Origin of the sequence: Paraoerskovia marina DSM 21750 (assembly GCF_000701465.1) — a bacterium.
In the GTDB taxonomy this organism is placed as follows: Bacteria; Actinomycetota; Actinomycetes; order Actinomycetales; family Cellulomonadaceae; genus Paraoerskovia; species Paraoerskovia marina.
The window spans coordinates 328,852-353,209 of record NZ_JNIY01000004.1; the positions used below are offsets into that span (position 1 = coordinate 328,852).

At 72.0% G+C, this 24,358-nt stretch carries 17 protein-coding genes and 1 tRNA gene; 12 read left to right on the forward strand and 6 right to left on the reverse strand.

All coding sequences use genetic code 11. From position 1 onward, the window contains the following. Positions 1–5: 5 nt before the first annotated feature. The 3 genes from Q343_RS0107640 to Q343_RS15160 all read left to right on the forward strand — a co-directional run bounded on the left by Q343_RS0107640 (position 6) and on the right by Q343_RS15160 (position 7,469). Positions 6–2,753 carry a glycoside hydrolase family 3 N-terminal domain-containing protein gene (locus Q343_RS0107640; RefSeq protein ID WP_052366995.1) on the forward strand — a complete coding sequence of 916 codons (2,748 nt, stop codon included), beginning with the start codon at positions 6–8 and terminating at the stop codon, positions 2,751–2,753. A 416-nt stretch (positions 2,754–3,169) separates the two neighbouring features. Beyond that, positions 3,170–7,273, forward strand: a complete 4,104-nt coding sequence (locus Q343_RS0107645; RefSeq protein ID WP_052366996.1) for a hypothetical protein — start codon at positions 3,170–3,172, stop codon at positions 7,271–7,273. After that, a complete protein-coding gene (locus Q343_RS15160) occupies positions 7,266–7,469 on the forward strand; it encodes a hypothetical protein (RefSeq protein WP_155990677.1) in 204 nt (67 codons plus the stop codon). The genes Q343_RS0107645 and Q343_RS15160 overlap by 8 nt, the downstream gene beginning before the upstream one ends. Here Q343_RS15160 and mscL read toward each other — a convergent pair. The 3 genes from mscL to Q343_RS0107670 form a co-directional block, all read right to left on the reverse strand. Beyond that, the gene (mscL, locus tag Q343_RS0107655) at positions 7,466–7,897 is read right to left on the reverse strand and encodes a large conductance mechanosensitive channel protein MscL (RefSeq protein WP_029252997.1); all 432 of its coding nucleotides are present in this window, start codon (positions 7,895–7,897) and stop codon (positions 7,466–7,468) included. The genes Q343_RS15160 and mscL overlap by 4 nt on opposite strands. An 83-nt stretch (positions 7,898–7,980) precedes the next feature. Then, entirely contained in the window at positions 7,981–8,628 is a 648-nt protein-coding gene (locus Q343_RS0107660; RefSeq protein ID WP_052366997.1) for an SAF domain-containing protein, read from the reverse strand. 138 nt (positions 8,629–8,766) lie between these two features. Then, positions 8,767–9,138: an FmdB family zinc ribbon protein gene (locus tag Q343_RS0107670; protein WP_029252999.1), complete on the reverse strand. Its 372-nt coding sequence runs from the start codon at positions 9,136–9,138 to the stop codon at positions 8,767–8,769. 77 nt (positions 9,139–9,215) lie between these two features. Between Q343_RS0107670 and Q343_RS0107675 the strand changes: the two genes are divergently transcribed. Next, positions 9,216–11,873, forward strand: a complete 2,658-nt coding sequence (locus Q343_RS0107675; protein WP_428829342.1) for a penicillin acylase family protein — start codon at positions 9,216–9,218, stop codon at positions 11,871–11,873. 18 nt (positions 11,874–11,891) lie between these two features. Here the strand turns inward: Q343_RS0107675 and Q343_RS0107680 are convergent, their stop codons facing one another. Next, positions 11,892–12,524, reverse strand: a complete 633-nt coding sequence (locus tag Q343_RS0107680) for a 5-formyltetrahydrofolate cyclo-ligase (RefSeq protein WP_029253001.1) — start codon at positions 12,522–12,524, stop codon at positions 11,892–11,894. A gap of 142 nt (positions 12,525–12,666) precedes the next feature. Here Q343_RS0107680 and Q343_RS0107685 point away from each other — a divergent pair, with 142 nt between their 5' ends. From Q343_RS0107685 to Q343_RS0107705, 5 genes are all read left to right on the forward strand, one after another. After that, positions 12,667–13,293, forward strand: a complete 627-nt coding sequence (locus Q343_RS0107685; protein ID WP_029253002.1) for a GNAT family N-acetyltransferase — start codon at positions 12,667–12,669, stop codon at positions 13,291–13,293. A gap of 53 nt (positions 13,294–13,346) precedes the next feature. Further along, positions 13,347–14,672 (forward strand): hypothetical protein, encoded by a 1,326-nt coding sequence (locus Q343_RS13955; protein WP_043109770.1) that lies wholly within the window; start codon positions 13,347–13,349, stop codon positions 14,670–14,672. A gap of 51 nt (positions 14,673–14,723) precedes the next feature. Then, positions 14,724–14,796 (forward strand) — tRNA-Ala (locus tag Q343_RS0107695). A 140-nt stretch (positions 14,797–14,936) separates the two neighbouring features. Next, on the forward strand, positions 14,937–16,496 hold the full coding sequence (locus tag Q343_RS0107700; RefSeq protein WP_155990678.1) for a hypothetical protein: 1,560 nt from the start codon (positions 14,937–14,939) through the stop codon (positions 16,494–16,496). Between the two features lie 165 nt (positions 16,497–16,661). Then, a complete protein-coding gene (locus tag Q343_RS0107705; protein ID WP_043109772.1) occupies positions 16,662–18,173 on the forward strand; it encodes a family 20 glycosylhydrolase in 1,512 nt (503 codons plus the stop codon). 1 nt (position 18,174) lies between these two features. On the opposite strand, the gene Q343_RS0107710 is transcribed toward Q343_RS0107705, so the two are convergent. Then, complete coding sequence (locus Q343_RS0107710) at positions 18,175–19,809, reverse strand: dolichyl-phosphate-mannose--protein mannosyltransferase (protein ID WP_248616776.1); 1,635 nt, start codon at positions 19,807–19,809, stop codon at positions 18,175–18,177. 108 nt (positions 19,810–19,917) lie between these two features. Between Q343_RS0107710 and rsmI the strand changes: the two genes are divergently transcribed. Next, entirely contained in the window at positions 19,918–20,826 is a 909-nt protein-coding gene (gene rsmI / locus Q343_RS0107715) for a 16S rRNA (cytidine(1402)-2'-O)-methyltransferase (protein ID WP_169738966.1), read from the forward strand. A gap of 19 nt (positions 20,827–20,845) precedes the next feature. On the opposite strand, the gene Q343_RS0107720 is transcribed toward rsmI, so the two are convergent. After that, a complete protein-coding gene (locus Q343_RS0107720) occupies positions 20,846–21,451 on the reverse strand; it encodes an isochorismatase family protein (protein WP_029253007.1) in 606 nt (201 codons plus the stop codon). Positions 21,452–21,557: 106 nt separating this feature from the next. Here Q343_RS0107720 and metG point away from each other — a divergent pair, with 106 nt between their 5' ends. Further along, positions 21,558–23,171, forward strand: a complete 1,614-nt coding sequence (gene metG, locus Q343_RS0107725) for a methionine--tRNA ligase (RefSeq protein ID WP_029253008.1) — start codon at positions 21,558–21,560, stop codon at positions 23,169–23,171. 137 nt (positions 23,172–23,308) lie between these two features. After that, positions 23,309–24,346 (forward strand): TatD family hydrolase, encoded by a 1,038-nt coding sequence (locus Q343_RS0107730; RefSeq protein WP_029253009.1) that lies wholly within the window; start codon positions 23,309–23,311, stop codon positions 24,344–24,346. Positions 24,347–24,358 lie beyond the last annotated feature (12 nt).

Sequence of the window (24,358 nt, forward strand, 5' to 3'; positions counted from 1 at the left end):
GCGACATGGCAACACGACGAGAGATCAAGAGCGAGGCGGTCGCCCGCGTCGACGCCGAGCGCGCCGCGCGGCGTGAGCGCAAGGCCGAGCTCGAGGCGATGACGCCCGAGGACCGCAAGGTCGCGAAGGCGGAGGACAAGCAGAAGGCGAAGGACGCCGAGACGGCGGCCAAGGCCGAACGCAAGGAGCGCCGCAGCACCATGACGCGCAGCGAGCGGCGCGAGGACAAGCGCCGCGAGCGCGTGCACCGCAAGGTGAGCCACCGCCCGCGCCGCGCGGTCGGGTGGGGCGTGACGGGTGTGGCCGTCGTCGCGATCGGTGCGCTCGCGGCGCCGTGGGTCAGCGACCTGACACGACTGACCTCGATGGAGTTCGACACCGAGACGGCCGAGGGTGTCGCCGCCCGCGAGAACGCGGCCGTCGTCTCCGAGAACGTCGCCGACGAGGGCATCGTCCTGCTCAAGAACGAGGACGCGGTGCTCCCGCTGGCCGAGCCCCGCATCAACGTCTTCAGCTTCGAGTCGTTCAACCTGCGTCTCGGCGGCGGCGGCAGCGGCGGCAGCAACCTGTCGACGGCGCCCACCCTCTACGAGGCGATGGACCAGGTCGGTGTCGAGTACAACACCGAGCTCCACGCGACGATGGAGGACGCCGGCGCCGAGTCCGCCACGGGCTCGTCGAACGGGTTCGTGCAGATCGTCGGGAGCCTCGTCGGTGGCGACGAGTCGGCCGAGCCCGAGCCCGACTACCTCACCGACGACGTCCTGGCACAGGCCCAGGAGTTCTCGGACACCGCGATGATCGTGGTCGGCAACGACGGCGTGGAGGGCTCGGACATGACCGCCGAGCAGCTGCGGCTGGTGGACAACCAGATCGCGCTCCTGGACGTGGTGACGGAGCACTTCGACGACGTGGTCGTCGTCGTGAACTCGGGCAACCAGATGGAGCTCGGCTTCCTCGACGAGTACCCGCAGATCAAGTCCGCTCTCTGGATCGGGACCCCCGGGCCGCAGGGTGCGGTCTCGCTCGCCAAGGTGCTCAACGGCGACGTCAACCCGTCCGGGCACCTGACCGACACCTACGCCTACGACGTGACCTCCGCGCCGTCGACCGAGACGTTCGGGGACTTCACGTACGACAACGCCGACCGCGGGTTCCTCAACTACAACGAGGGCATCTACGTCGGGTACCGCTACTACGAGACCCGGTACGTCGACGACGAGGCGGGCTACGACGCGGCCGTCCAGTACCCCTTCGGCCACGGGCTGAGCTACACCGACTTCACGTGGGACGCGGCCGACCCGGTCGTCACCGACGAGGAGATCAGCGTCGACGTCGACGTGACCAACGACGGCGACGTCGCGGGCAAGGACGTCGTGCAGGTCTACTTCTCCGCCCCCTACACGCCGGGCGGGATCGAGAAGTCGGCGATCGAGCTCGCGGGCTACGCCAAGACCTCGATGCTCGAGCCGGGCGACTCCGAGACGGTCACCGTCACGTTCGACACGCGGGACATGGCCTCGTGGGACTCCGAGAACGGCGGCGGCTACCTGCTCGAGGCCGGTGACTACGTCATCAGCGTCTCGAACGACGTGCACGACGCCGTCGCCGAGTTCACCACCGAGGTCGGCGAGGACGTCCGCTACGACACCGACGCCGACACCGGGGAGAGCCTCGAGAACCGCTTCGAGTACGCCGAGGGCGACCTGACCTACCTGTCGCGCGACGACTGGGAGGGCACGTACCCCGACGCCGACGACATGGACTTCACCGCCTCGGACGAGGTCCTCGAGCGGATGGACCCGACGATCGAGCCCGCCGAGGGCGAGGCTCCGACGACGGGCGCCGACAACGGCCTCATGTTCGCCGACCTCGAGGGTCTCGACTACGACGATCCGGCCTGGGACCTGTTCCTCGACCAGCTCACGCTCGACGAGCAGATCCAGATCTTCTCCCAGGGTGCGTACCTGACGGCCGAGGTCGAGCGCCTCGGCGTGACGTCGGCCGTGCTCCTCGACAGCCCCGCCGGCCTGAACTCCCTGTTCAGCTCGATCGAGGCGGCGTCGTACCCGACCGAGATCGTCATCGCCTCGACGTGGAACGACGACCTCGCTTACGCGGTCGGTGAGTCGGTCGGCACCGAGGCCAACGCCTACGACGTCCAGGGCTGGTACGCCCCGGGGATGAACCTGCACCGCTCCGCGTTCGGCGGTCGCGACTTCGAGTACTACTCGGAGGACCCCGTGATCTCCGGGCAGATGGCGGCCGGGATGGTCAACGGCGCGCAGGACCAGGGCGTGCTGACGTTCATCAAGCACTTCGCGCTCAACGACCAGGAGGTCAACGCGCGCACCGGCCTGAACGTGTTCGTCGACGAGCAGGCGTTCCGCGAGGTCTACCTCCAGCCCTTCGAGATCGCGGTGAAGGACAGCGACCCCACGGGTGCGATGAGCTCCTTCATCAACATCGGCGGCAGCTGGGCCGGTGGCAACGAGCAGCTGCTCCAGGAGGTGCTCCGCGGCGAGTGGGGCTTCGACGGGGTGGTATCGACCGACGCCGTCCTCGGTGGCTGGATGGACCCGGCGCTCGCGGTCCGGTACGGCAACGACCTGATGCTGGCACCGTTCGCGCACACCACGATCGACGCGACCGAGGAGGCCTACGACGAGGACCCGGTCGGGGTGGGCGAGGGCCTGCGTGACCGCGTCCACACCGCGCTGTACGCCGTGCTCAGCACCTCGGCGACGGACTGACCGGGCGCAGCCTGGCACGCGCCGGCGCCCCGGACCCTCCGCGCGAGGGTCCGGGGCGCCGGCGTGCGCGCGCCCGGACGCGGAGTGTTTCGGCAGAGCGGGTGAATTTCTCCTGGAGGATCCGCGCTCCGGCGTTTGGGCATTCCTGAGTTGGACGGCTGTCCGTGTTGCTTGTGCACCCGCTGGGCCGCGACATCTCAACGGAATCTCGCCGGATAGTGGTCGAGTTTGACGCAGGGGTCCTCGACAGTGCACTATTTATCTCGACGGTACGGACCGCCTGCCCCCTGCGCGGTTCGTACCGTCTTTTCATGTCCGGACGCTTTTCCATCGCACGTCGGTGACGTAGGCCTGGACCCCACCCCGTACGGCGTGCCGTGTCCCGCCGGGCACCCCCGCCCGTTAGCGTTCTGTGGGTGAATGCAGCGTGGTCGTCCTCCGGACCCAGAACACTGGCCGAGCTCTCCCGCGCCGACGGGCGTGACGGGCCGAGCGGCGAGGATTCGCGCCCGCAGATCGTCGACGACCCCACGGACGCCGAGCTCGTGCGCTCCGTCGTCGCGACCTGGCGCTCGTCCCTCGTGGAGCACGCGGGCGGATCGTCGCTCGCCGACGTCGAGGTCCTCGGCGACGCCGTCATGGATCTGACGGGTGCGCACCCCTCGGGCGTCGCCCAGCTCTTTGCCGGACGCCCCACACGACTGTCGAACATCTTCCGCGAGGCCGGGGGGCTGCTCCCGGTCGCACGACGTCGAGCACGCGCCGTCGTCGCACGCTCCGGCGAGTACGGGCAGCGCTACGGGGTCCCGGCCACCTATCTCGCGATGGGAGTGGCCACCTGGGAGGCGCAGGACCCGACCTCGCAGACGGACGACGTCATCGCGCTGGCGCAGGTCACGCACCGGACGGGGGAGGCCTCCCCGGCGCAGCCCGACGACGGCGCACCCACGACGGACGGCGTCGACGGCTCCGCGCCGGAGACCGCGTCCGACGTCGCCACGGACGATTCGAGGGTCCCGTCCGGTGCGGCAGAGGTCGCCGTGCCGTCCGGTCCGGCGGACTCCGCGGGCGAGGAGCTCGACGAGGACGGGCCCGGGCCGGAGGCAAACGTCGTGCGGGCCCCCGTGCTGCTGCGGCCCATCACGGTGCGCCCGCTCGGAGCCGACGAGCGGGACTTCGAGCTCGTCCTCGAACCGACCGCCGAGATCAACCCGCTGCTCGCCCGCACCCTGCGGTCGCACGGGGCGCTCCTCGACCCGGGTGCCCTCGCCCGCAGCACCTTCACCCCCTCCGGGTTCGAGCCCGACGACGCCCTCGAACGCCTGGCAGCGCTCGGCGAGGCCGTGCTCGGCGACTTCGAGCTCACCCCCCGCGTCCTCGTCGGTGCGTTCGTGCACCCGGGACAGATGCTCGTCGACGACCTCGACGAGCTCGTCTCCGGTCTCGAGCGGCACGAGGTGGTCGGAGCCATCGCGGGCTCGGCCGAGGCCACCCGCACGACGCTCGCGTCGGTCCCGCCCCGACGGGACGGGGACGTCACTCCCGCGCAGGAGCGCGGTGCCGGTGACCTCGACCCGAGCCAGCGTCACGTCCTCGACACCCTCGGCACGGGATCACACCTCTTCGTCGACGCCCCGGCGGGCTCCGACGTCGCGGGGACCGTGGCCGCGATCGTCGCCGAGGCCGCGGCCTCCGGGCGCAGCGTGCTCTACGTGCCCGGGCACCGCAGGTCCGCCGACCTGCTCGACGCCCGGCTCGCCGAGCTCGGCCTCGACAACCTCGTGCTCGACGTCCCCGCGTCGCCGGACTGGCGCGCCGTCGTCTCGCAGCGCCTGCTCTCCGCGATGGCGACCGAGGCGGAGCCTCCCGTCACGGAGGAGACGGAGCAGGCCCAGGACGCACTGCTCGGCGCGCGCAGCAGGCTCGCGCAGTACATCGAGGCGCTGCACGTCGTCCGCGAACCGTGGCAGGTCTCGGCCTACGACGCGCTCCAGGGTCTCGCGGCCGTCACGTCGGCACGCCCTGCACCGTCCACGCAGGTGCGCCTCAAGCCTGCGGTGACCCTCGCCGTCGGACGGGAGCGCCGCGAAGAGATCACCCGTCAGCTCGAGCGCGCCGCGTCCCTCGGGGCGTTCACGGCCGAGGCCCGGGACACGCCCTGGGCCGGTGCCGAGCTCACCACCGACGAGGCCGCACGCTCGGCGGTCCAACGCCTCGAGCGGCTCGTGAACCAGACCGTGCCGCAGCTGCGCGCCCAGGTGGCCCAGGTGGCCGCCTCGACGGGGCTCGAGCCCGCCGTCACGCTCGACGACTGGTCCGCCCAGCTCACGATGCTCGGCGGCATGCGAGGGACCCTCGACATCTTCCTGCCCGAGATCTTCGAGCGGGCCGCCGCCGACATGGTGCACGCCACCGCATCGCGCAGGCAGCGCGCCGACGCCGGGATCGAGATGAGCTGGACGCACCGCCGCCGGCTGCGCAAGCAGGCCCGCGACATGGTGCGACCAGGCGTCCGGGTGCCCGACATGCACACTGCCCTGACCCAGGTCGCGGCCCAGCGTGCCGTCTGGCAGCAGCACTGCCCCCGCGGCGGCTGGCCCGTCCTGCCCGCGGGACTCGCCTCGATCGAGGACACCGCCGAGGCCGTCCGGATCGACCTCGACGAGCTGGCACCGGTGCTGGCCGGCACGCGTGGTGGGTCCGACCTGACCGGCATGCGGCTGGACGAGCTCGCCACCCGCCTGAACGCACTGCTCGCCGACCGTGCCGCGCTCGACCACCTGCCGCAGCGCACCGCGATCCTGCGCGGCGTCGGCGACTCGGGCCTGGGTGACCTGCTGGCCGACCTGGCCGCGCGCGAGGTCTCGACCGACGTCGTCGGCAACGAGCTCGAGCTCGCGTGGTGGAGCTCTGTGTTCGAGCAGATCCTCGACCAGGACCCGGCGCTCGCGGGTCAGGACTCGACAGGGCTCGACGCGCTCGCCGAGAGGTTCCGCACGCTCGACCGCCGGCACGTCGAGTCGCTCTCGGGGCCCGTCCGCGCGGCGGCCCGCGAGTACCTGGGCGAGGCGATGCGGGAGTACCGCGACGAGGCCGAGGCCCTGTTCACCGAGCTGATCGAGGGCCGGCTCACCAGCGTCCGGATCTCCACGGAGACCTACCCGCACGTGATGCGTCGGCTGCGGCCGTGCATCGTCGCGACCCCGACGCTCGTGCCGCACATCGCCCCGGCGAGCCGGACCGTCGACGTGGTCATCCTCGACTCGGTCCAGCACACGCCGGTCGAGCTCGTCGTCTCCGCCCTGGCGCGCGGCCGCCAGATCGTCGTCGTGGGGGACCCGCGCACCGCCTCCGGCAGCGCGGTCGCCGAGCTCAGCGACGTCCTGCCCGTGGTGCGGCTCGAGCCGCGTCCGTCGCGGCGCGACCCCGGGCTGACGCAGTTCCTGACCGACCACGGATACGACGGCGTGCTCCAGGTCGCCCCGCTGCCTCGCCCCGACACGCTGCTCGTCCGCGATCTCGTGGACGGTCGCGGAATGCCGGACCAGCGGTCCGGCATCGTCGAGACCACGCAGGCCGAGGTCGAGCGGGTCGTCGAGATCGCGATCGACCACGCCCTGACGCGGCCGGACGAGACGTTCGGCATCATCGCGGGGACGGCGCTGCACGCCGACCGCATCCGGGAGTCGTTGCTCTCCGAAGTACGTGCGAACCCGGCTCTCGCGCCGTTCTTCGCCGGCTCACGGCCCGGGCCGGTCGTCGTGGCAGGGCTCCCGGACGTCGCCTCACTTGAGCGGGACCGGATCGTGCTGAGCCTCGGCCTCGGCCGAACGCCGCACGGTCGCGTCCTGCACCGCTTCGGGCAGATCGCGGAGCCCGGTGGTGACGCGATGCTCCTCGGGTCGCTGGTCGCGGCCCGCTCGCACCTGCACCTGGTGACCTGTCTCGAGTCGTCAGACCTCGAGCCCGAGCGCCTGCGCAGCGCCGGGCCGCGTCTGCTGCGGGAGGTCCTCGTGCTCATGGAGCGCCGCAACGGCGCGCAGGACCAGGTGACCCTCGGGACGGGCGGACCGTCGAGCGGCCCCGACCGTCTCGTCGTCGACCTCGCCGACCGGCTGTGGCGCGAGGGGCTGATCGTCGAGACCGACTACGGCATCGACGGCGGGCGCAGCATCCCGCTGGTCGTCGGGCACCCGGACCTGCCCGGCGAGCTGCTGGTCGCCGTCCTGACCGACGACGCCGCCTACGTCGCGGAGTCGAGCGTCCGTGCGCGCGACCGCCTCGTGGGGGAGCGGCTCGAGTCCCTCGGATGGTCCGTCGTCCAGGTCTGGTCGGCCGCGGCCTTCCTCGACCCGGGCAAGGAGGCCGAGCGCATCCGTCGCGTCGTGGAGCGGGCGCGGGACGCGCGCGTGCCCGCACCTGCTGTGACGGCGGCGCCGACGAGCGCGCCGGTGCCCGTGGTCGTGGACGACACGATCGTCGAGGAGACCTTGGACTTCGAGGTCCCGTCGAATGACTGATTCGTCCGACGGTGCGACGGGCGCGTCCGACGGCGGCACACCCCCGAGGAGGAGGCGCCGCCGCGTGGTCCGGCCCGGGACGGAGACGTCCGGCGGGGGCGGGTCCACGTCGGACGACGTGCCCGAGCCGAGTGAACGACCGGACGACGCCAACGACGTACGCCTGCGCCGGGACGTCCCGCCGCACTGGGGCTAGTCGGTCGCCGCGGGGTCCTCGCGGTGTCGGGGCTCCGTGCCTCGCGCGTCGGAGAGGATGTCGCGGATCTCCCGCAGCGTCGACACCTCGTCCGAGATCTCCTCGGGCACCGGGTCCTTGAGCGCGGCCCGTCGGGCGGCGAGGGCGTTCATCGGCGCCACGATGACGAAGTAGACGGCGAGCGCGACCAGGAAGAACTGCAGGAACGCGTTCAGGATCATCCCGACCTGGATGGTGGCACCCTCGCGCAGGGTGATGTCCCACAGGTCGGAGAGGTCGGGCTTGCCGAAGATCGCGGCGATCAGCGGGTTGACGAGATAGTCGACGATCGCGGTCACGACGGCCCCGAACGCAGCGCCGATGACGACGCCGACGGCGAGGTCGACCGCGTTGCCGCGGAGGATGAATTCCTTGAATCCGTTGATCACGGTCCGATTCCCTTCGGTGAGCTGATGCTCGGCCGATCGTCTCCCGAACGCGGGGATGGTGCACGCGCTGCGCGATCCCCGGCTCAGGGGACAAAGACGGCCGCGAGCCGCGACGCGGTCGCGAGTGCCGGGGCCTCGGAGGGAGAGACCGCGACCAGCAGCGTCGTCGTGGTCTCGGGGGTCGAGCTCAGGAGTCCGCTCCCGGACGCGCCCACGTCCGTGGTCCGCGGGAGGACGAGGGCTCCGCGAGCGAGGACCTCGGTGTCTTCCGGGTCGTCGGTGCCCGCGCCGAGGACGTCCGGCTCGGGTGGCGCGAGGAGGTCGACCCGGTCACCTGCGTGGAGCATCTCGGCCGTGTCGGGCAGCCGGACGGGGACGACGACAGTGTCGTCGGGTGCCAGGTCCGCGGGGCGTCCGGCACCGACCAGCGCCTCGGTAAGCACCTGGCCGGGGGTCAGCAGAACGGCGGTCTCACGGCCGACCGCCTCGTCCAGCCCGTCCGCGCCGCGGAGTGCGGTCGGGGGGACCGTCGAGGCCTGCCTCGTGGCGAGCTCGACGTCGTCCGCGGTCAGCACGCCGCCGGGGGCGAGGTCACGCATCGCGACGACGACCTCCGTCGTCGGAACGGGCGGTGGCCGGAGCGCGTGGGCCAGGACGAGCACGCCGAGCCCCGCACAGATCGCCGCCACGACGAACCGGAGGCGCCAGAGCGTCAGTCGAAGAGAGTGCACCCGAGCACGCTAGGTCGGGGCCGTGGTTCTCTCGGCGGACGCAGGGCTCGGTGTGGACGCGGGCGACGCGGAGGACTTCTGTGGACGGAGCGGGCGCCCCGGATCCGCGCCGGACCTGCCCGAAAACGACGTCGGTCGCTAGGCGGAGGCCGCGGACGACCCGGCGCTCGAGCTGCTCGACGAACCGATCGACGAGTTCCCCGAGGTCGAGCCACCGGAGCTCGACGACGAACCCGACGACGAGCCGCCCGAGGACGACGACCCGGACGACGAGGAACCCGAGGTGGAGCTCGCCGGCACGCTGCTCGACGAGCCCGAGTTAGACCCGGAGGACTTGCGGGAGTCGGTGCGGTAGAACCCGGAACCCTTGAAGGTCACACCCACGGGGGAGAAGACCTTGCGCAACACGCCCGAGCACTCGGGGCAGACCGTGAGCGAGTCCTCGGCAAAAGACTGATGGACGTCGAACGCGTGGTCGCACTCGCTGCAGCGATAGGCGTAGGTAGGCACGAACTCTCCTGAAATCTGGCACTCCGGAATCCCGAGTGCTCATCATAGGGCGTCGTCGCCAAGGTAGTCTCAGCCACGTGTCTGACAGCGTTCCGTCCCCTGAGCCAGCCGTCGACGTCGACGCCTCGGAGCCTCCCGCCCCGATTCGCCGCACGTCACCCGTGACGCGCCGCATCGTCGCGGCGATCGCGATCCTCCTCGTCCTCGCCCTCGTGGTGGTGACCGTCTTCGCCGTCGTGTCGCTGCGCCGTCCGCTGCCGGACGTCAACGGTGAGGTCAACCTCCCGGGGCTGAGCGAGTCGGTCACCGTCACGCGCGACGCGCAGGGCGTCCCGGACATCACCGCCCAGACCGACCTCGACCTCTTCCGGGCTCAGGGCTACGTCCACGCCCAGGACCGGTTCTTCGAGATGGACTACCGCCGCCACGTGACCTCGGGCCGGATGGCCGAGCTCGTCGGGAACGTGCCGTCCGCGATCCAGGCCGACACCGTGACCCGGACCTTCGGCTGGCGCGCGGTCGCCGAGCAGGAGTGGGACCTCCTGGCCGACGACACCAAGACCTACCTGCAGGCCTACGCCGACGGCGTCAACGCCTACCTCGACGAGCGCGATCCCGGCGAGCTCGCCGTCGAGTACACGGTGCTCGGTCAGTCGGTCACGGTCGAGGACCCCGAGCGCTGGGACCCGATCGACTCGGTCGCCTGGCTCAAGGCGATGGCGTGGGACCTGCGCGGCAACTACGACGACGAGCTCGGCCGGGCGCTCGCGTACACCACGCTCGGGACCAGTGACAACGTCGAGAACAACGTCTCCGTCGTCGAGGAGCTGTTCCCGGCGTACCCCGAGGAGACCAACCAGCCGATCCTCACGGCCGACGAGATCAGTGGGACCCCGGCTGCGACCGTCTCGGCCGAGGGACTCGGCGACGACCTCGGGACCGAGGGGCTCGACGCAGCCATCGCCTCCGCCGAGGCCGCCCTCGACGCCGTCCCTGTCCTCGTGGGCCGGGGCGACGCGTCCGGGTCGAACTCCTGGGTCGTCTCGGGCGAGCACACCGAGAGCGGGATGCCGCTGCTGGCCAACGACCCGCACCTCGCGCTGGGCGCGCCCAGCATCTGGTCGCAGATCGGCCTGCACTGCGCCGAGCAGACGCCGGACTGCACGTTCGACGTCTCCGGCTTCTCGTTCGCCGGGTTCCCCGGCGTGATCATCGGCCACAACGGAGACCTTGCGTGGGGGCTGACCAACATGGGCGCCGACGTCACCGACTTCTTCGTCGAGCGTGTCCGCTCCGACACCTACCTGCGCGACGGCGAGTGGGAGCCGATCGACGTCCGCAAGGAGACGATCGTCGTCAACGGTGGGGACGACGTCGTGATCGAGGTCCGGTCCACGGTGCACGGGCCGCTGATGTCCGACGCGCTGCCCGAGCTCGACGCCGCGACCTCCACGCCGCACGACGACCTGCGCCTCGGCTCCTACTCGGTCGCCCTGCAGTGGACCGCGCTGACCCCGGGCAACACCGCCGACGCGATCTTCGCGTTCGACCGTGCCCAGGACGCCGACGACATCCGGGACGCTGCGGCGCTCTTCGAGGTGCCCGCGCAGAACATCGTGTTCGCGACGACGGACGGTCACATCGGCTACCAGGCGCCCGGGAGCATCCCGGTGCGCAACGACGTCGACGGTGCGGTGCCGAGCGACGGGTCCTGGCCGCGTCCCGGCTGGGACAGCGCGTACGACTGGCAGGGATACGTCGACTCCGACGACATGCCGTTCGTCCTCGACCCCGAGGACGGCATCATCGTGGCCGCGAACCAGGCCGTCCTGCCCGCAGGCGTCGGGCCGTTCCTGACCAACGACTGGGCCTACGGCTACCGGTCCGAGCGGATCCGCACCTTGCTGCAGAACGAGATCGACGCCGGCCGGCAGATCGACACGGCGACGATGAGCGAGATCCAGCTCGACGACTGGTCCGCGTTCGGGGCCACCCTGGTGCCGGTGCTCCTGGAGCAGGAGCTCGACGACGACTTCGTCGACGACGGCCAGGAGCTGCTCGCCGACTGGGACTTCCACACCGGCACGGACTCTGCTGCGGCGGCGTACTTCAACGCCGTGTGGAGCGACGTCCTGGAGCTCGCCTTCTGGGACGACGTGCCACCGTCGATGCGTCCGTCGGGCGGGAGCCAGTGGCTCCAGGTCGTGATCGGTCTGCTCGACGACCCGACCAACCCCCTCTGGGACAACCGGACCACGCTCGGCGTCGTCGAGACGCGCGACGAGGTGCTGAGCCAGTCCCTCGAGAACGCGCGTCTGGAGCTGACGTCCGAGCTCAGCAAGAGGACCGACGACTGGGAGTGGGGCAAGGTTCACCAGCTCCGACTCCAGCACCCGGTGCTCGGCGGCGAGGACATCCCCGGCGTGATCTCCGGCGTCTTCAACCCGGGCGCCGTCGAGCTGCCGGGCGGCACGTCGATCGTCAACGCCATCGGCTGGGACGCGTCCGCGGGGTCGTTCGACGTCACGACGGGACCGTCGATGCGGATGGTGGTCGACCTCGACGACCTCGACCGCTCGACGTGGGTGACCGTCACGGGAACGTCGGGGCACCCGGCGTCGTCGCACTACGACGACCAGCTCGACGCATGGGCGACCGGTGAGACGTTCGCGTGGCCGTTCAGTGCCGAGGCGCGGGACGAGAGCGCGGAGGACACGCTCGTCCTCCGCCCGTAGGCGGAGCGCGTCGAGGCGTCAGCCGAGCTCTCGCCACCCCAGCGGGGTGGCGACGCCGCTGACGCCGACGTCGTGCTCCTCGACGGGCAGCGGGTGCTCGGAGGCGTCGTAGATCTCCTCGGGGTAGACGAGCGCGAACGTCTTGACGCCGGGTCGCACATACTCCAGCGCGCGGTCGTACCAGCCGCCGCCCTGGCCCAGCCGGACCCCCCGGGTGTCCACCGCCAGCGCGGGCGCCAGCACGACGTCCGCCTCGGCGAGAACCTCGGGGGGCATGCTCGGACCGCTCGGTTCCGGCGGCCTGCCAGGGGCCCGGACGGCGAGATCCTCCTGGCCCGCGTACTCGGCCCACTCCCGGCTGAGCCCGGCCCCGAGGACGGGCAGCAGGACCCGCGTGCCGCGGGCGGCGAGCAGGTCGAGCAACGGAGCCGTCCCGACCTCGGCCGGTCGGGCCGCGTAGCTGGCGACGCACCGGGCGGCCGCGACCTCGGGGATCTGGGCGACGACCTCCGCCACCGCCTGCGCCGCCTCGCCCCGAAGCCGGTCGGAGCGCATCTCGCGCGCGGCGCGGACAGCCTGGCGCATCGCGATCTTCGACTCCTCGACGTCGCTGCCGGGGAGGATGGGATAGGGCTGGGCCGGGCCGCTCATGCGTTCCATCATCGCAAACGGAGCACGGTCACCGCGAACGGTTCCACAGGGAGCGACCGACCGGCCCCGAGTGGTGCGGGCGCGGTGTGACGTGGTACACCCTTCTCGGTCCGACACGCGGGCCGGGGAGAAGGGTGGACCGATGACCGCAGGTGCGCGTGGGTGGGGACTCTCGCGCCCCTGGCCGGTGACGCTCACGGACGAGCCGAGCGGTGTCGTCCTCCGGCCCCTGCGTCGTCGCGACGGTATCGAGTGGAGCGCGCTGCGCGAGCGCAACGCCGCGTGGCTCGACGAGTGGGAGGCGACGTCGCCGACCGGACCGGGCCCCGCCCCGACCTTCGGTGAGTACGTCCGGCTCCTGACCGCCCAGGCTCGTGCCGGGACCGCGCTGCCGTTCGCCGTCGAGCTCGAGGGTGAGCTCGTCGGGCAGCTCACGGTCTCGGGCATCACCTACGGGTCGTTGCGCGGAGCGGCGCTCGGCTACTGGATCGGGGAGCACGTCGCCGGGCGCGGTGTGATCCCCACGGCCGTGGCGATGTCGGTCGACTACATGTTCACGGTGCTCGGGCTGCACCGCGTGGAGGTCAACATCCGGCCCGAGAACAGGCCGAGCCTGCGCGTCGTCGAGAAGCTCGGGCTCCGCGACGAGGGACTCCGCGAGCGCTACCTGCACATCCGTGGCGACTGGCGTGACCACCGGACCTTCGCGATCACCGCCGACGAGGTACCTGACGGGCTCCTCGCACGCCTGCGGTCGCGCGACGTGTGAGCAATCCGCGACGAGCGCGTCCGACACGCCGCGACACATCCCGATGAGCGGACGTGGCCTCGCCTACCGTCGGTGAGGTGATCACGTCAGGGCTCGTCGCACTCGCCATCGTGGTGCTGTGGCTTGCCTACTACGTGCCTCAGCGGCTCTCGACGCGTCAGGACGCTCTCGACGCCAGCCTCTCGGACCGGTTCTCCGGCTCGCTGCGCGTGCTCGCGGTCGGCGGTGGTGCGCGGCTTCCGCGGATCGACCCGGCAGGGGCGTCCGTCGTGGCCCCCGCACTGGCGTCCGGGTCACCCCGGGCGATGATCACGGGCAGTACGCTCGGCGAAGACCTGCCCACCACCACTCGCCACGGGAACATCCTCATGTCAGAGAGCGCGGACCGCACGACACCCGCACGCACCGTCCGGCCGCACGGTGCGACGTCGTCGTCCGCCGCGCACCCGCGCCGTGCGCGGGCGCTGCCTCAGTCGCCTTCGCGGATCGCGCTCCTGGAGCGCCGCGCCGCGGCCGCGCGCCGCCGTCTGACGATCACCGTCGTCCTGCTCCTGGCCACGATCGGCACGTGGGTCGGTGTCGGGATCGCCGGCTGGAGCGTCGTCGCCGGGGTCGTCCCGACGGTGCTGCTCGCCGGTGTGCTGGTACTCGGGCGCAGGGCCGTCCTCTCGGCCCGCGCCGCCGACGCCGCCTGGGCCGCCGAACGTCGGGAGCGTGCCGCGGTGCGTGCCGCCCGCGGAGTGACCGGAGGGCCGGTCGAGCCTCGCAACACGGGCCGCGTGACCGGACGTGCCGTCTACGGGTCAGGCGTCGCCACGCAGATGATCCCGCGCGTGACGCCGGACATGCTGCGCGCGAGCACTGCCTCGAGCGAGCGGGCGGGGGCGAGCCGCGGTGCGGCGTCTGCGCCCGAGACGAGCGGCGGCGCGGCCCAGCCCGCCGACGAGGAGCCTGCCCGAGGCGACGAGCGTCCCTCGTACGGCTCCTTCCGCCTCGGCGCCCCCACGGCCCCGCCGTCGCCCGCCCCGGGCGATGCGGACGTGCCGTCGACGTCGGCGACCGGCGCCACGACGACCGATGCGCCGTCCGTGCCGTCCTCGTCGGACGCCGAGTCCGTCCCTGCTGCTCCGTGGGAGCCCGTCCCGGTGCCGCGTCCGACGTACACGATGAAGGCGGCCGCGCCGCGTCGGGAGCCCGCTCCGCTGCCGACGCCGTCCAGCCCCCCGGTCGCGGAGCGGCCCGACGAGTCCGCGTCGACGCCTGCCCCGGAGTCGACACCGACGGCCGACGCCGGCGCCACGCAGGACGATCCTCCGACCGACACGCTCGGCCTGAACCTCAACGAGATCCTGGCTCGCCGCCGTGCCGCGGGGCAGTGACGCCGGATTCACGGCCGGTCGCGATCAGGTGCTAACCTAGTTTTTGCTTCTGGGGCTATGGCGCAGTTGGTAGCGCGTCTCGTTCGCAATGAGAAGGTCGGGGGTTCGAATCCCCCTAGCTCCACCCGGCGAAGTACGACGAAGGGCCCGGCCACGCGGCCGGGCCCTTCGTCGTTCGTCCGGCGCTCAGGGTCGTCGCCGGGATCGACGGCGGCGTCGGGCGAGGGTGATCCCTCGTCGCGAAAGGTGGCAGACTGGGGCATCGTGGATCACCGACTTGCCCTGAAAGCCCCATTCGTCCAGACCGCCGGTGCGCTCGTCGCGGTCGCGCTGACGCTCGGTGGCTGCACGCAGGACGGCGCGTCCACCGACGCCACGACCACCGCGGAGCCCGCTGCCGCGCAGGAGACGGCTGTCGCCGCCGCGCTCCCGGACGCCGCGACACTCAGCTCCGACGCCCCGGCCGAGCTCGCGCTCATGGCCTCCCAGCAGCTCTTCGAGTCGGCGCCCACCGTCGTCCTCGTCGGGGCGGAGGACGACGACGCGCTGGAGCTCGTCGGCGCCGTCGCGACCGAGGTCGCCGGGCCGGTCCTCGTGCTCGACGGGGCGATCGGCTCGTCCGCGGTCCGGACCGAGCTGGAACGTCTGGGCGCGCGCACGGCCGTCGTGGTCGGTGCGGTCGACCCCGCCGAGGTGGTCGACGGGTCCGCGGGCGAGCTCGAGGTGATCTCGGTGCGGGCCACCGACGCGGCCGGGGTCCCGACCGGGGTCGCCGAGGTCGCGCGCCTGCTGAGCGAGGTCCCCGACACCGGCGAGCCGACGCTCGCGGACGAGTCGCTGGTGCTGACGGACCCCGAGGACGACGTCGACCACCGGGCGGCGCTCGCGACCGCGCGTGCTGCAGGCGCGGTGCCGCTCGACGTCCCGGGGGGCGACCCGCGCGCCTCGGACGAGACCATCGGCGTGCTGCGCCAGGCGCAGGCGCTCTCGGTGGTGGCGCTGGGCGACTCGTTCGCCGACTCGGACGACCTGGCCGAGCAGGTGCGTGCGGCGTCGACCGGAGTCGAGCTGCCCGGAGGCGGCATGGTGCTGACCGACGGGCGCCGGTTCGTCGGGCTCTACGGCACGCGGATCAGCCCGAGCCTCGGAGCGCTCGGACAGCAGGACACCGACGCGTCGGTCGACCGTGCGCAGCGGGTGGCTGAGGCGACGGTCCCCGGCGCCGACGACGTCGTGCCGACCCTCGAGCTGCTCGTCACCGTGGCCTCGCCCGCCCCGGGGGCCGACGGCAACCACGCCAACGAGCAGGACCCGCAGGCCGTGCTCGAGTTCGCCGAGGCGGCCCGGGAGGCCGGGCAGTACGTGGTGCTCGCGGTCCAGCCGGGCAGCGCCACGTTCGTCGAGCAGCTCCGTGCCTACGACGACGCACTCGCACTTCCCAACGTGGGGGTCTCGCTCGAGACCGAGTGGAGATTCGTGGACAGCTCCTCCCCGGCGCTGAGCGGGACGATCCCGACCGGCGAGGTGAGCGACGTCGTCGACCATCTGCGCGACGTCGTGCGTACGGGGGCGCTGCCGCAGAAGCTCCTCGTGATCCGGGACAGCGCGCCGTCCGCCGTCGTGGACCCCGCGCAGCTGCCGAACGCGACCGAGGTCGGCGTCGTGATCGCGGGACCGGCCGGGCGGGAGCCGGACCTTGAAGAGTGGGGCGCCGAGACGGGCGTCGAGCCGATGTGGGGCGCGACCCGCTGGCTGCAGGGTGCCGACGTCCCGGCGGCCGAGCTGGGTGACGAGGAACAGCCGACGTACGTCGTGTACCGGTAGGGGTCTGCGGGGCGCGGACCGGTTGTTCCGGGTCCTGCTGACCGGTCCGTGACAAGGGGTTGGCGACGCTGTCGAGATTGGCTACTGTTTCCTCTGTCCGATCGAATCGAAACGATTCGACCGCGAGGCCGCACTGCGGCTGGAACCAGCGACAGCGGAGTTCACGTGTTCTCACTCATTCCCCAGCCCCTCAGCCTCCAGGCAGGCGACGGCGCACCGTTCGCCCTCGCCGGAGCCGTGATCCGGGGCGGCGCCACCGAACCGGAGCAGCGCCTCGCGCGCCGGGCCGCGCAGACCCTCACCCGTGCCGCGGGGGTCGCGGTCTCGACGGGCTCGACCTCCGTCTCGACCGGCTCGACCTCCGTCTCGACAGGCTCGACCTCCGTCTCGGCGGGCTCGACGATCGAGCTGCGGCTCGACCTCGCCCTTGCCACGGACCGGCCGACGTCGGACGACCGGTACGTCGTCGAGGTGACCGCCGACGGCATCGTCGCCCGCGCGGCCGCGGTCCCGGGGCTGCACCTGGCCGTCGCCACGATCGCGCAGCTGGTCCGTCCCGCGTCGGGCGAGACGCCCGCGCACGTGCCCGCCGTCGTCGTCGAGGACGAACCGCGCTACGCCTGGCGCGGCCTGTCGGTGGACATCGCGCGGAACTTCTTCGGGCCCGAGTCGCTGCAGCGGGTGCTCGACCTCGCGTCGTCGTACAAGCTCAACCGGCTGCACCTGCACCTGACGGACGACCAGGGCTGGCGCATCGACACGCCCTCGCGCCCGCTGCTGACGGACATCAGCTCCAAGACCGCGATGAACGGCAACCCGGGCGGCTTCCTCACCCTCGACGAGTACGAGGAGCTGCAGGTCTACGCCGAGGACCGCGGGATCGTGATCGTGCCCGAGATCGACGTGCCGGGCCACGTCAACGCCGCGACCCACGCCTACGGCGAGCTGATGCCCGACGGCCGGGCCACCGACGCCTACGAGGGGATGGAGGTCGGGTTCTCCAAGCTGTCGATCGACCTGCCGGCCACCGAGCCGTTCCTGCGCGACGTCTTCGGTGACCTCGCGGCCGCGACGCACGGGGACTACCTGCACATCGGCGGTGACGAGGTGAAGCAGATGCAGGACGGCGAGTTCGGCAGGTTCGTCGACCTGCTCGAGCGCGTCGTGCTGGACACCGGCAAGAAGGTCGCCGCCTGGCACGAGGCTGCCCACGCTCAGGTGCGGCCCGAGACCCTGGTGCAGTTCTGGGACACCAATCACGTCCAGCTCGAGCCGCTGCAGCGTGCCGCGGCGAACGGCACGCGCTTCATCATGTCGCCGGGCAACCACGTCTACCTGGACATGAAGTACACGGCCGACTACGCGCTGGGGCAGGACTGGGCCGGGCTCGTCGAGCTCTCCGACGCCTACGTCTGGAACCCGGACGAGGCCGTCGAGGGGATCAGCGGTGACTCGATCGTCGGCGTCGAGGCGGCGGTCTGGACCGAGACGCTGACGACCCTCGACGAGCTCAACGACATGCTGATGCCGCGCCTGCCGGCGGTCGCCGAGGTCGCCTGGACCCCTCAGGACGCCAAGGACTGGGGCGGGTTCCGCGAGCGCCTCGTCCGGCACATCCCGGGCTGGGAGCGCGACGGCGTGGCGTTCCACCGCACCCCGCAGGTCACGTGGGAGTGATCTAGATCCAGCTCTGGAACCACATGTGCGAGTGCCAGAACCAGTACGGCACGTTCCACCCGGTCCAGATCGGGTAGAAGAAGGCGCTGACGCCGCCGATCACGACGAGGGTCGCCATGATCGCCCACTGCACCCAGGCACGGGCATCAGGGCGGCCCTCGGTGCGTTCGAGCAGCACGGTCATGACGTAGACGATCGCGAGGATCATCCAGGGCAGGAACGCGATCGTGTAGAACGTGAAGATCGTCCTGTCGGTGACGAGCCACGGCACCCATCCGCCGACGAGGCCGACGAGGACGGCGGTGGCCCGCCAGTCCTTGGCGACCACGAGCCAGACGACGGTGGCGACGAGGGCCGCCGTCGCGAGCCACCACAGCACCGGGTTGCCGAGCGACGTGATCGCCTCGGCGCACTTGGTGGTGGTGCACCCGTTCTCTCCCTCGGTGAACGAGCGGTAGTAGAACGACGTGGGCCGGGCCTGGACCAGCCAGCCCCACGGGTTCGACGCGTACGTGTGCTCGGAGTCGAGCCCGGTGTGGAAGTTCCACATCTTGACGTGGTACTCCCACAGCGAGCGCAGGGGTGCGGGCAGCCAGGTCACGCCCTCGCCCGGGTTCTCGACCGCCCACTGACGCAGGTACCCGCCCTGGGTCGCGAACCACGGTCCCCAGGACGCGACGTAGGTGATCAGTGCCGTCGGGAGCATGATCAGCGCGGCGGGGACGGCGTCGACGAGGAAGGCGTCCTCCCACCAGCGCTTGATCCCGACCCGCTGTCGTGCGCTCGCGTCCCAGAGCACGGACAGCAGGGCGAAGGCCGCCAGGAAGTAGAGGCCGGACCACTTGACGCCGACGGCGAGCCCGAGGCTGACCGCGGCCGCGAACCGCCACCAGCGCCAGCCGAGCCGCGGCCCGTAGCGTCCCACCTGCCCTCCGGCGTCGAGGATCGCCGAGACCTTGTCCGCCAGGCGCAGGCGGGCCTGTTCTCGGTCGCGCAGCAGGCACCAGAACGCGATGAGCGCGAAGACCATGATGAACTCGTCGAGCAGGGCCGTGCGCGCGTGCACGATCCCGGCCCCGTCGACGGCGAGCAGCGCCCCGGCGACGATGCCCATCGCCGTCGAGGCGAACAGGCGCCGCGCCACGCGCGCCAGGAGGAACACCATGAGGGTTCCGGCGAGCGCGGGCACCAGCCGCCAGAAGAAGGAGCTCTCCGCGCCGCCGACCGCCATCCCGAGCGCGATCAGCATCTTGCCGACCAGCGGGTGCACGACGAACGCGGGGTCCGTCGTGTAGATGTCGACCTCGCCGGCCTCGAACCGGTCGTTGGGCTCCTCGGGCCACTCCGAGGAGTACCCGAGGTTCAGCAGCGTCCAGGAGTCCTTGACGTAGTACGTCTCGTCGAAGACCAGCTCGTGCGGGTGGGCGAGGTTCCAGAACCGCAGCAGCCCGGCGGCCACCGCCACGATCAGCGGGCCCAGCCAACCCCACATCCGGTCGTGCGCCGTCATCCCGAGCGTCAGACGGCGCGCCCCGAACAGCTTGACGAGCAGCGCCTCCCGGTTGGTCGGCCCCGCGGCGCGCGGAAGTTCGCCGGCACGGGCGGGCGGTTCGGTCACGTCGACGTCGGCGGTCACGGGCGCAAGCCTAGAGCCACCGACGGCTTCCGCCCCCGTCCCCACGACGAAGTGCGGGGAAACCCGTACGCCCGGCTCTCGCCCCTCGTGCCCGCGTAGGCTCGCACGGTGAGCACCGAGACGACCGACCCCGCAGACCGCCCCGACGACGCCGCCCGGCCCCTGTCGGAGCGCGACGGGGCCGGCGCGCTGGTGCTTGCGGGCACCCCGATCGGGAACACCGACGACGCCTCCGCCCGGCTGCTCCGGCTGCTCGAGACCGCCGACGTCGTCGCGGCCGAGGACACCCGTCGCCTGCACGGGCTCGCGCAGCGTGCGGGCGTCCACGTCGGCGGACGTGTGGTCAGCCTGCACGAGCACAACGAGGCGGAGAGGTCCGACGACGTGCTCGACGTCGTCGCGGAGGGTGGCACCGTCGTCGTGGTCACCGACGCCGGCATGCCGGCCGTCTCCGACCCCGGGTACCGGATCGTGGCGCGAGCCGTGGACCGGGGCCTGCGAGTGACCGCCGCGCCCGGGCCCAGCGCGGTCCTGACCGCGCTCGCGCTCTCCGGGCTGCCGACCGACCGCTTCGCGTTCGAGGGCTTCCTGCCGCGCAAGCCGGGGGAGCGCTCGCGCGTCCTGGCGGGTCTGGCCCGCGAGCGCCGGACGACGATCTACTTCGAGGCCCCGCACCGCGTGGTCGACGTGCTCGCCGCGATGGCCGACGCGTTCGGGTCAGACCGGCGGGCCGCCGTCTGCCGGGAGCTGACGAAGACCTACGAGGAAGTGGTGCGCGGTCCCCTGGGCGAGCTCGTCGGGCGGGCGCAGGACGACCCGTTCCGCGGCGAGATCTGCATCGTGGTCGAGGGGGCCCCGGCCGAGAGGTCCGCCGACCCCGTGGACCTCGTGCCCGAGGTGCTCGCGCGGGTCGACGCGGGGGAGCGGCTCAAGACCGTCGTCGCCGACGTGGCCGAGACCGCAGGCCTGCCCAAGCGGGACCTGTACGCGGCGGCGCTCGCGGCCCGCAAGGCGTAGGCGCGCGACCGCCTCCTCGCTAGAGGTCGACGTCGGCGGAGTCGAGGAACGTCACGCCCGCCTCGCGCATCGCCTCACGGGCGGCGACGCCGAGCTCTTCCGAGACGGGCGCGGTGAGGTCGCGGAGCACGCGCGTGTCGAGCCCGAGCTGGGTGGCGTCGATCGCGGTGTCCTTGACGCAGTGCGACTCGGCCAGGCCGACGATGTCGACGGCCGAGACGCCCGCGGCGGCGAGGATCTCCTCCAGGGGCTTGCCCGCGGCGTCGGCCCCCTCGAAGCCCGAGTAGGCCGCCTGGAACTCGCCCTTCTTGACGCTCGCGTCGAACTCGATGCCGTCGAGCGCCGGGTGCAGGGCCGCCTCGACGGTCCCGGCGATGCCGTGCGGGGGCCAGGTGTCCACGAAGTCGGGCTCCTCGGGCGGCGTCGCGAAGTGGGGGCCGGGGTCGATGTGCCAGTCCTGGGTCGTCACGACCAGGGCGTACTCGTCCTGCCGGTAGCGGACGAAGTCGGCGACGTCCTGGGCGACGTCGTTGCCGCCCTCGACAGGGAGTGCGCCGCCCTCGCAGAACGTGGGCTGGACGTCGACGACGATCAATGCGCGGGGCTGACCCGTTCCGGTGTCCATGCTCGACACTCTGCCACGGGCGTCCGGTTCTCGACCGTCCAGCCCTCCGCGGCGTCCGGATGACATGCGGCGACGTCGACCGCGTGCGCCGTCCTAGGATGTGCCCATGCCCGAGTCTGCCTTTTACGCCACCACGCCGATCTACTACGTCAACGACGCCCCGCACATCGGGCACGCGTACACGACCGTCGCGGCCGACGTCGTCGCGCGCTGGCACCGGCAGCGCCAGGAGGACGTCTGGTTCCTCACGGGCACGGACGAGCACGGGCAGAAGGTGCTGCGCACCGCCGAGGCGAACGGCGTGAGCCCCCAGGCGTGGGCCGACCGCCTGGTCGAGGCCGAGTGGGAGCCCGTCCTCGACACCATCGACGCGTCGAACGACGACTTCATCCGCACCACGCAGGAGCGTCACACCACGCGCGTCCAGGCGTTCATCAGCGACCTGCACGACAAGGGTGAGATCTACGCCGGGTCGTACGAGGGCCCGTACTGCGTCGGGTGCGAGGAGTACAAGCTGCCCGGCGACCTGGTCGAGGGCACCGGCGAGCACGCGGGCGAGCAGCTCTGCCCGATCCACGGCAAGCCGGTCGAGATGCTCGCGGAGCAGAACTACTTCTTCCGGATGAGCGCGTACGCCGACCGCCTGCTCGCCCTCTACGAGGAGCACCCCGAGTTCGTCCAGCCGGCGTCGGCGCGCAACGAGGTCGTCGGGTTCGTCAGGCAGGGTCTGCAGGACCTGTCGATCTCGCGCTCGACCTTCGACTGGGGCGTCCCGATCCCGTGGGACGACAAGCACGTCCTCTACGTGTGGTTCGACGCCCTGCTCAACTACATGACGGCCGTCGGCTACGGCAGCGAGGACTCCGCCGACCAGGAGCTGTTCGCGCGCACGTGGCCCGCCGACGTGCACTTCGTCGGCAAGGACATCCTGCGGTTCCACGCCGTCATCTGGCCCGCCATGCTGATGGCCGCCGGCCTGCCGCTGCCGACGACGGTCTTCGCGCACGGGTGGCTGCTCGTGGGCGGCGAGAAGATGAGCAAGTCCAAGCTCACCGGAATCGCGCCCGCGCAGATCACCGACCACTTCGGCTCGGACGCCTTCCGCTACTACTTCATGCGCGCGATCGCGTTCGGTCAGGACGGGTCGTTCTCCTGGGAGGACATCAGCGCCCGGTACACGTCCGAGCTCGCGAACGGCCTGGGCAACCTCGCCTCGCGCGTCGCCGCCATGATCGGCAAGAACTTCGGCGGAGCGCTCCCCGCCGGCGGCGCGCGGACCGACGCGGAGACCGCCCTCGAGGCCGTCGCGGCCCGCGCGGTCGCCGACGCCGAGGCCGCCATCGACCGGTTCGCGATCCACGAGGCGCTCGCCGCCGTCTGGACGCTGGTCGAGGAGACCAACGGGTACCTGACCCTCCAGGAGCCGTGGAAGGTCGTCAAGACCGAGAAGGACGACGACGGCGCGCTGCCCGACGACGGTCGTGTCGCCACGGTCCTGGGTACGGCCGCCGAGGCGCTGCGCTCTCTCGCCGTGCTGCTCAACCCCGTGATGCCGCAGGCGTCGGCCAAGCTCTGGGACCTGCTCGGTGCCGAGTCCGCGCTCGGGGCGCTCGCGGAGCAGCCCGTCGCGTCGGCCGGCACCTTCGGGGCGTTGCCCGCGGGCACGGTCGTCACCAAGGGCGAGTCGTTGTTCCCGCGTCTCGAGGACCCCGAGGCCTGAGTCACGCTGGGCATCGCGCCGGTCGAGCCATCACGCCGGTCGAGCCATCACGTTGGTCGAGCCATCACGCCGGTCGAGCCATCACGCTGGTCGAGCCTGTCGAGACCCCGCACGTTCGAGACTGAGAGGACCGCCCGATGCCCAAGCCTCGTGAGCGCGGCTGGCCGGCGGCGCCCGAGGCGCTGCCCGCCGTCGCCGTCGACAACCACACCCACCTCGACGCGATCGCGCCGTACGCGCAGGGCGTCCGCGACCGCCTGCGGGTCGCCGAGGCCCGACGTCGCGGGTACGAGGTTCCGGCCGGCGCCGACGACATGGACCTGGTCGAGGTGCCGATCCGGGTGCCGTCGGTCGCCGACGTCGTGGCGGACGCCGCCTCGGTCGGTGTGACCCGCATGGTGCAGGTCGGGTGCGACCTGGACGCGGTCCGGTGGACCGACGACCTCCTGAACGAGACGGCCGGTACCGCGGTCGGCGGCGCACTGCTCGGCGCGGTCGCGATCCACCCGAACGAGGCCCCGCTGCACGGCCTCGGCCCGGATGCGGCGGAGGATCGCCTCGAGATCGGCCCCGACGGGCTGCTCCCGACGCTCGAGCCGCGGCACGCGACGTCCCTCGACGACGCGATCGCGCAGGTCGCGGCCGTCGTCCGCGCCAACCCGCGCATCCGGGCGATCGGCGAGACCGGGATGGACCTCTTCCGGACCGGGCCGCGCGGCGTCGAGATCCAGCGAGCGTCCTTCCGTGCGCACGTCGCGCTCGCCAAAGAGCTCGATCTCGCGCTCCAGATCCACGACCGCGACGCGCACCAGGAGGTCATCGACGTGCTGCTCGCCGACGGGGCCCCGGAACGCACGGTCTTCCACTGCTTCTCCGGCGACGCCGAGATGGCGCGGATCGCGCGCGAGCAGGGCTGGTACCTCTCCTTCGCCGGTCCCGTGAGCTTCGCGGCGAACGACGACCTGCGGGCGGCGCTGCGTGTCATGCCGCTCGACCACGTCATGGTCGAGACCGACGCGCCGTTCCTCACCCCGCATCCGTATCGTGGTCGGCCCAACGCCCCGTACCTGCTGCCGCATACGGTGCGGACCGTCGCCGAGGTCCGTGGTGTGCCGCTCGACGAGGTCTGTCGCGTGACGAGCTCGACCGCCCAGCGGGTCTACGGCGACTGGTAGGGCACTACCGCC

Bases quoted from the DNA above. Each gene is read 5' to 3' on its own strand.
- Q343_RS15160 (WP_155990677.1), top strand. From the start codon at position 7,266: ATGACTGATTCGTCCGACGGTGCGACGGGCGCGTCCGACGGCGGCACA.
- Q343_RS0107640 (WP_052366995.1), top strand. From the start codon at position 6: ATGGCAACACGACGAGAGATCAAGAGCGAGGCGGTCGCCCGCGTCGAC.
- Q343_RS0107730 (WP_029253009.1), top strand. From the start codon at position 23,309: ATGCCCAAGCCTCGTGAGCGCGGCTGGCCGGCGGCGCCCGAGGCGCTG.
- Q343_RS0107685 (WP_029253002.1), top strand. From the start codon at position 12,667: ATGACCGCAGGTGCGCGTGGGTGGGGACTCTCGCGCCCCTGGCCGGTG.
- Q343_RS0107680 (WP_029253001.1), bottom strand. From the start codon at position 12,524: ATGAGCGGCCCGGCCCAGCCCTATCCCATCCTCCCCGGCAGCGACGTC.
- Q343_RS0107720 (WP_029253007.1), bottom strand. From the start codon at position 21,451: ATGGACACCGGAACGGGTCAGCCCCGCGCATTGATCGTCGTCGACGTC.
- metG (WP_029253008.1), top strand. From the start codon at position 21,558: ATGCCCGAGTCTGCCTTTTACGCCACCACGCCGATCTACTACGTCAAC.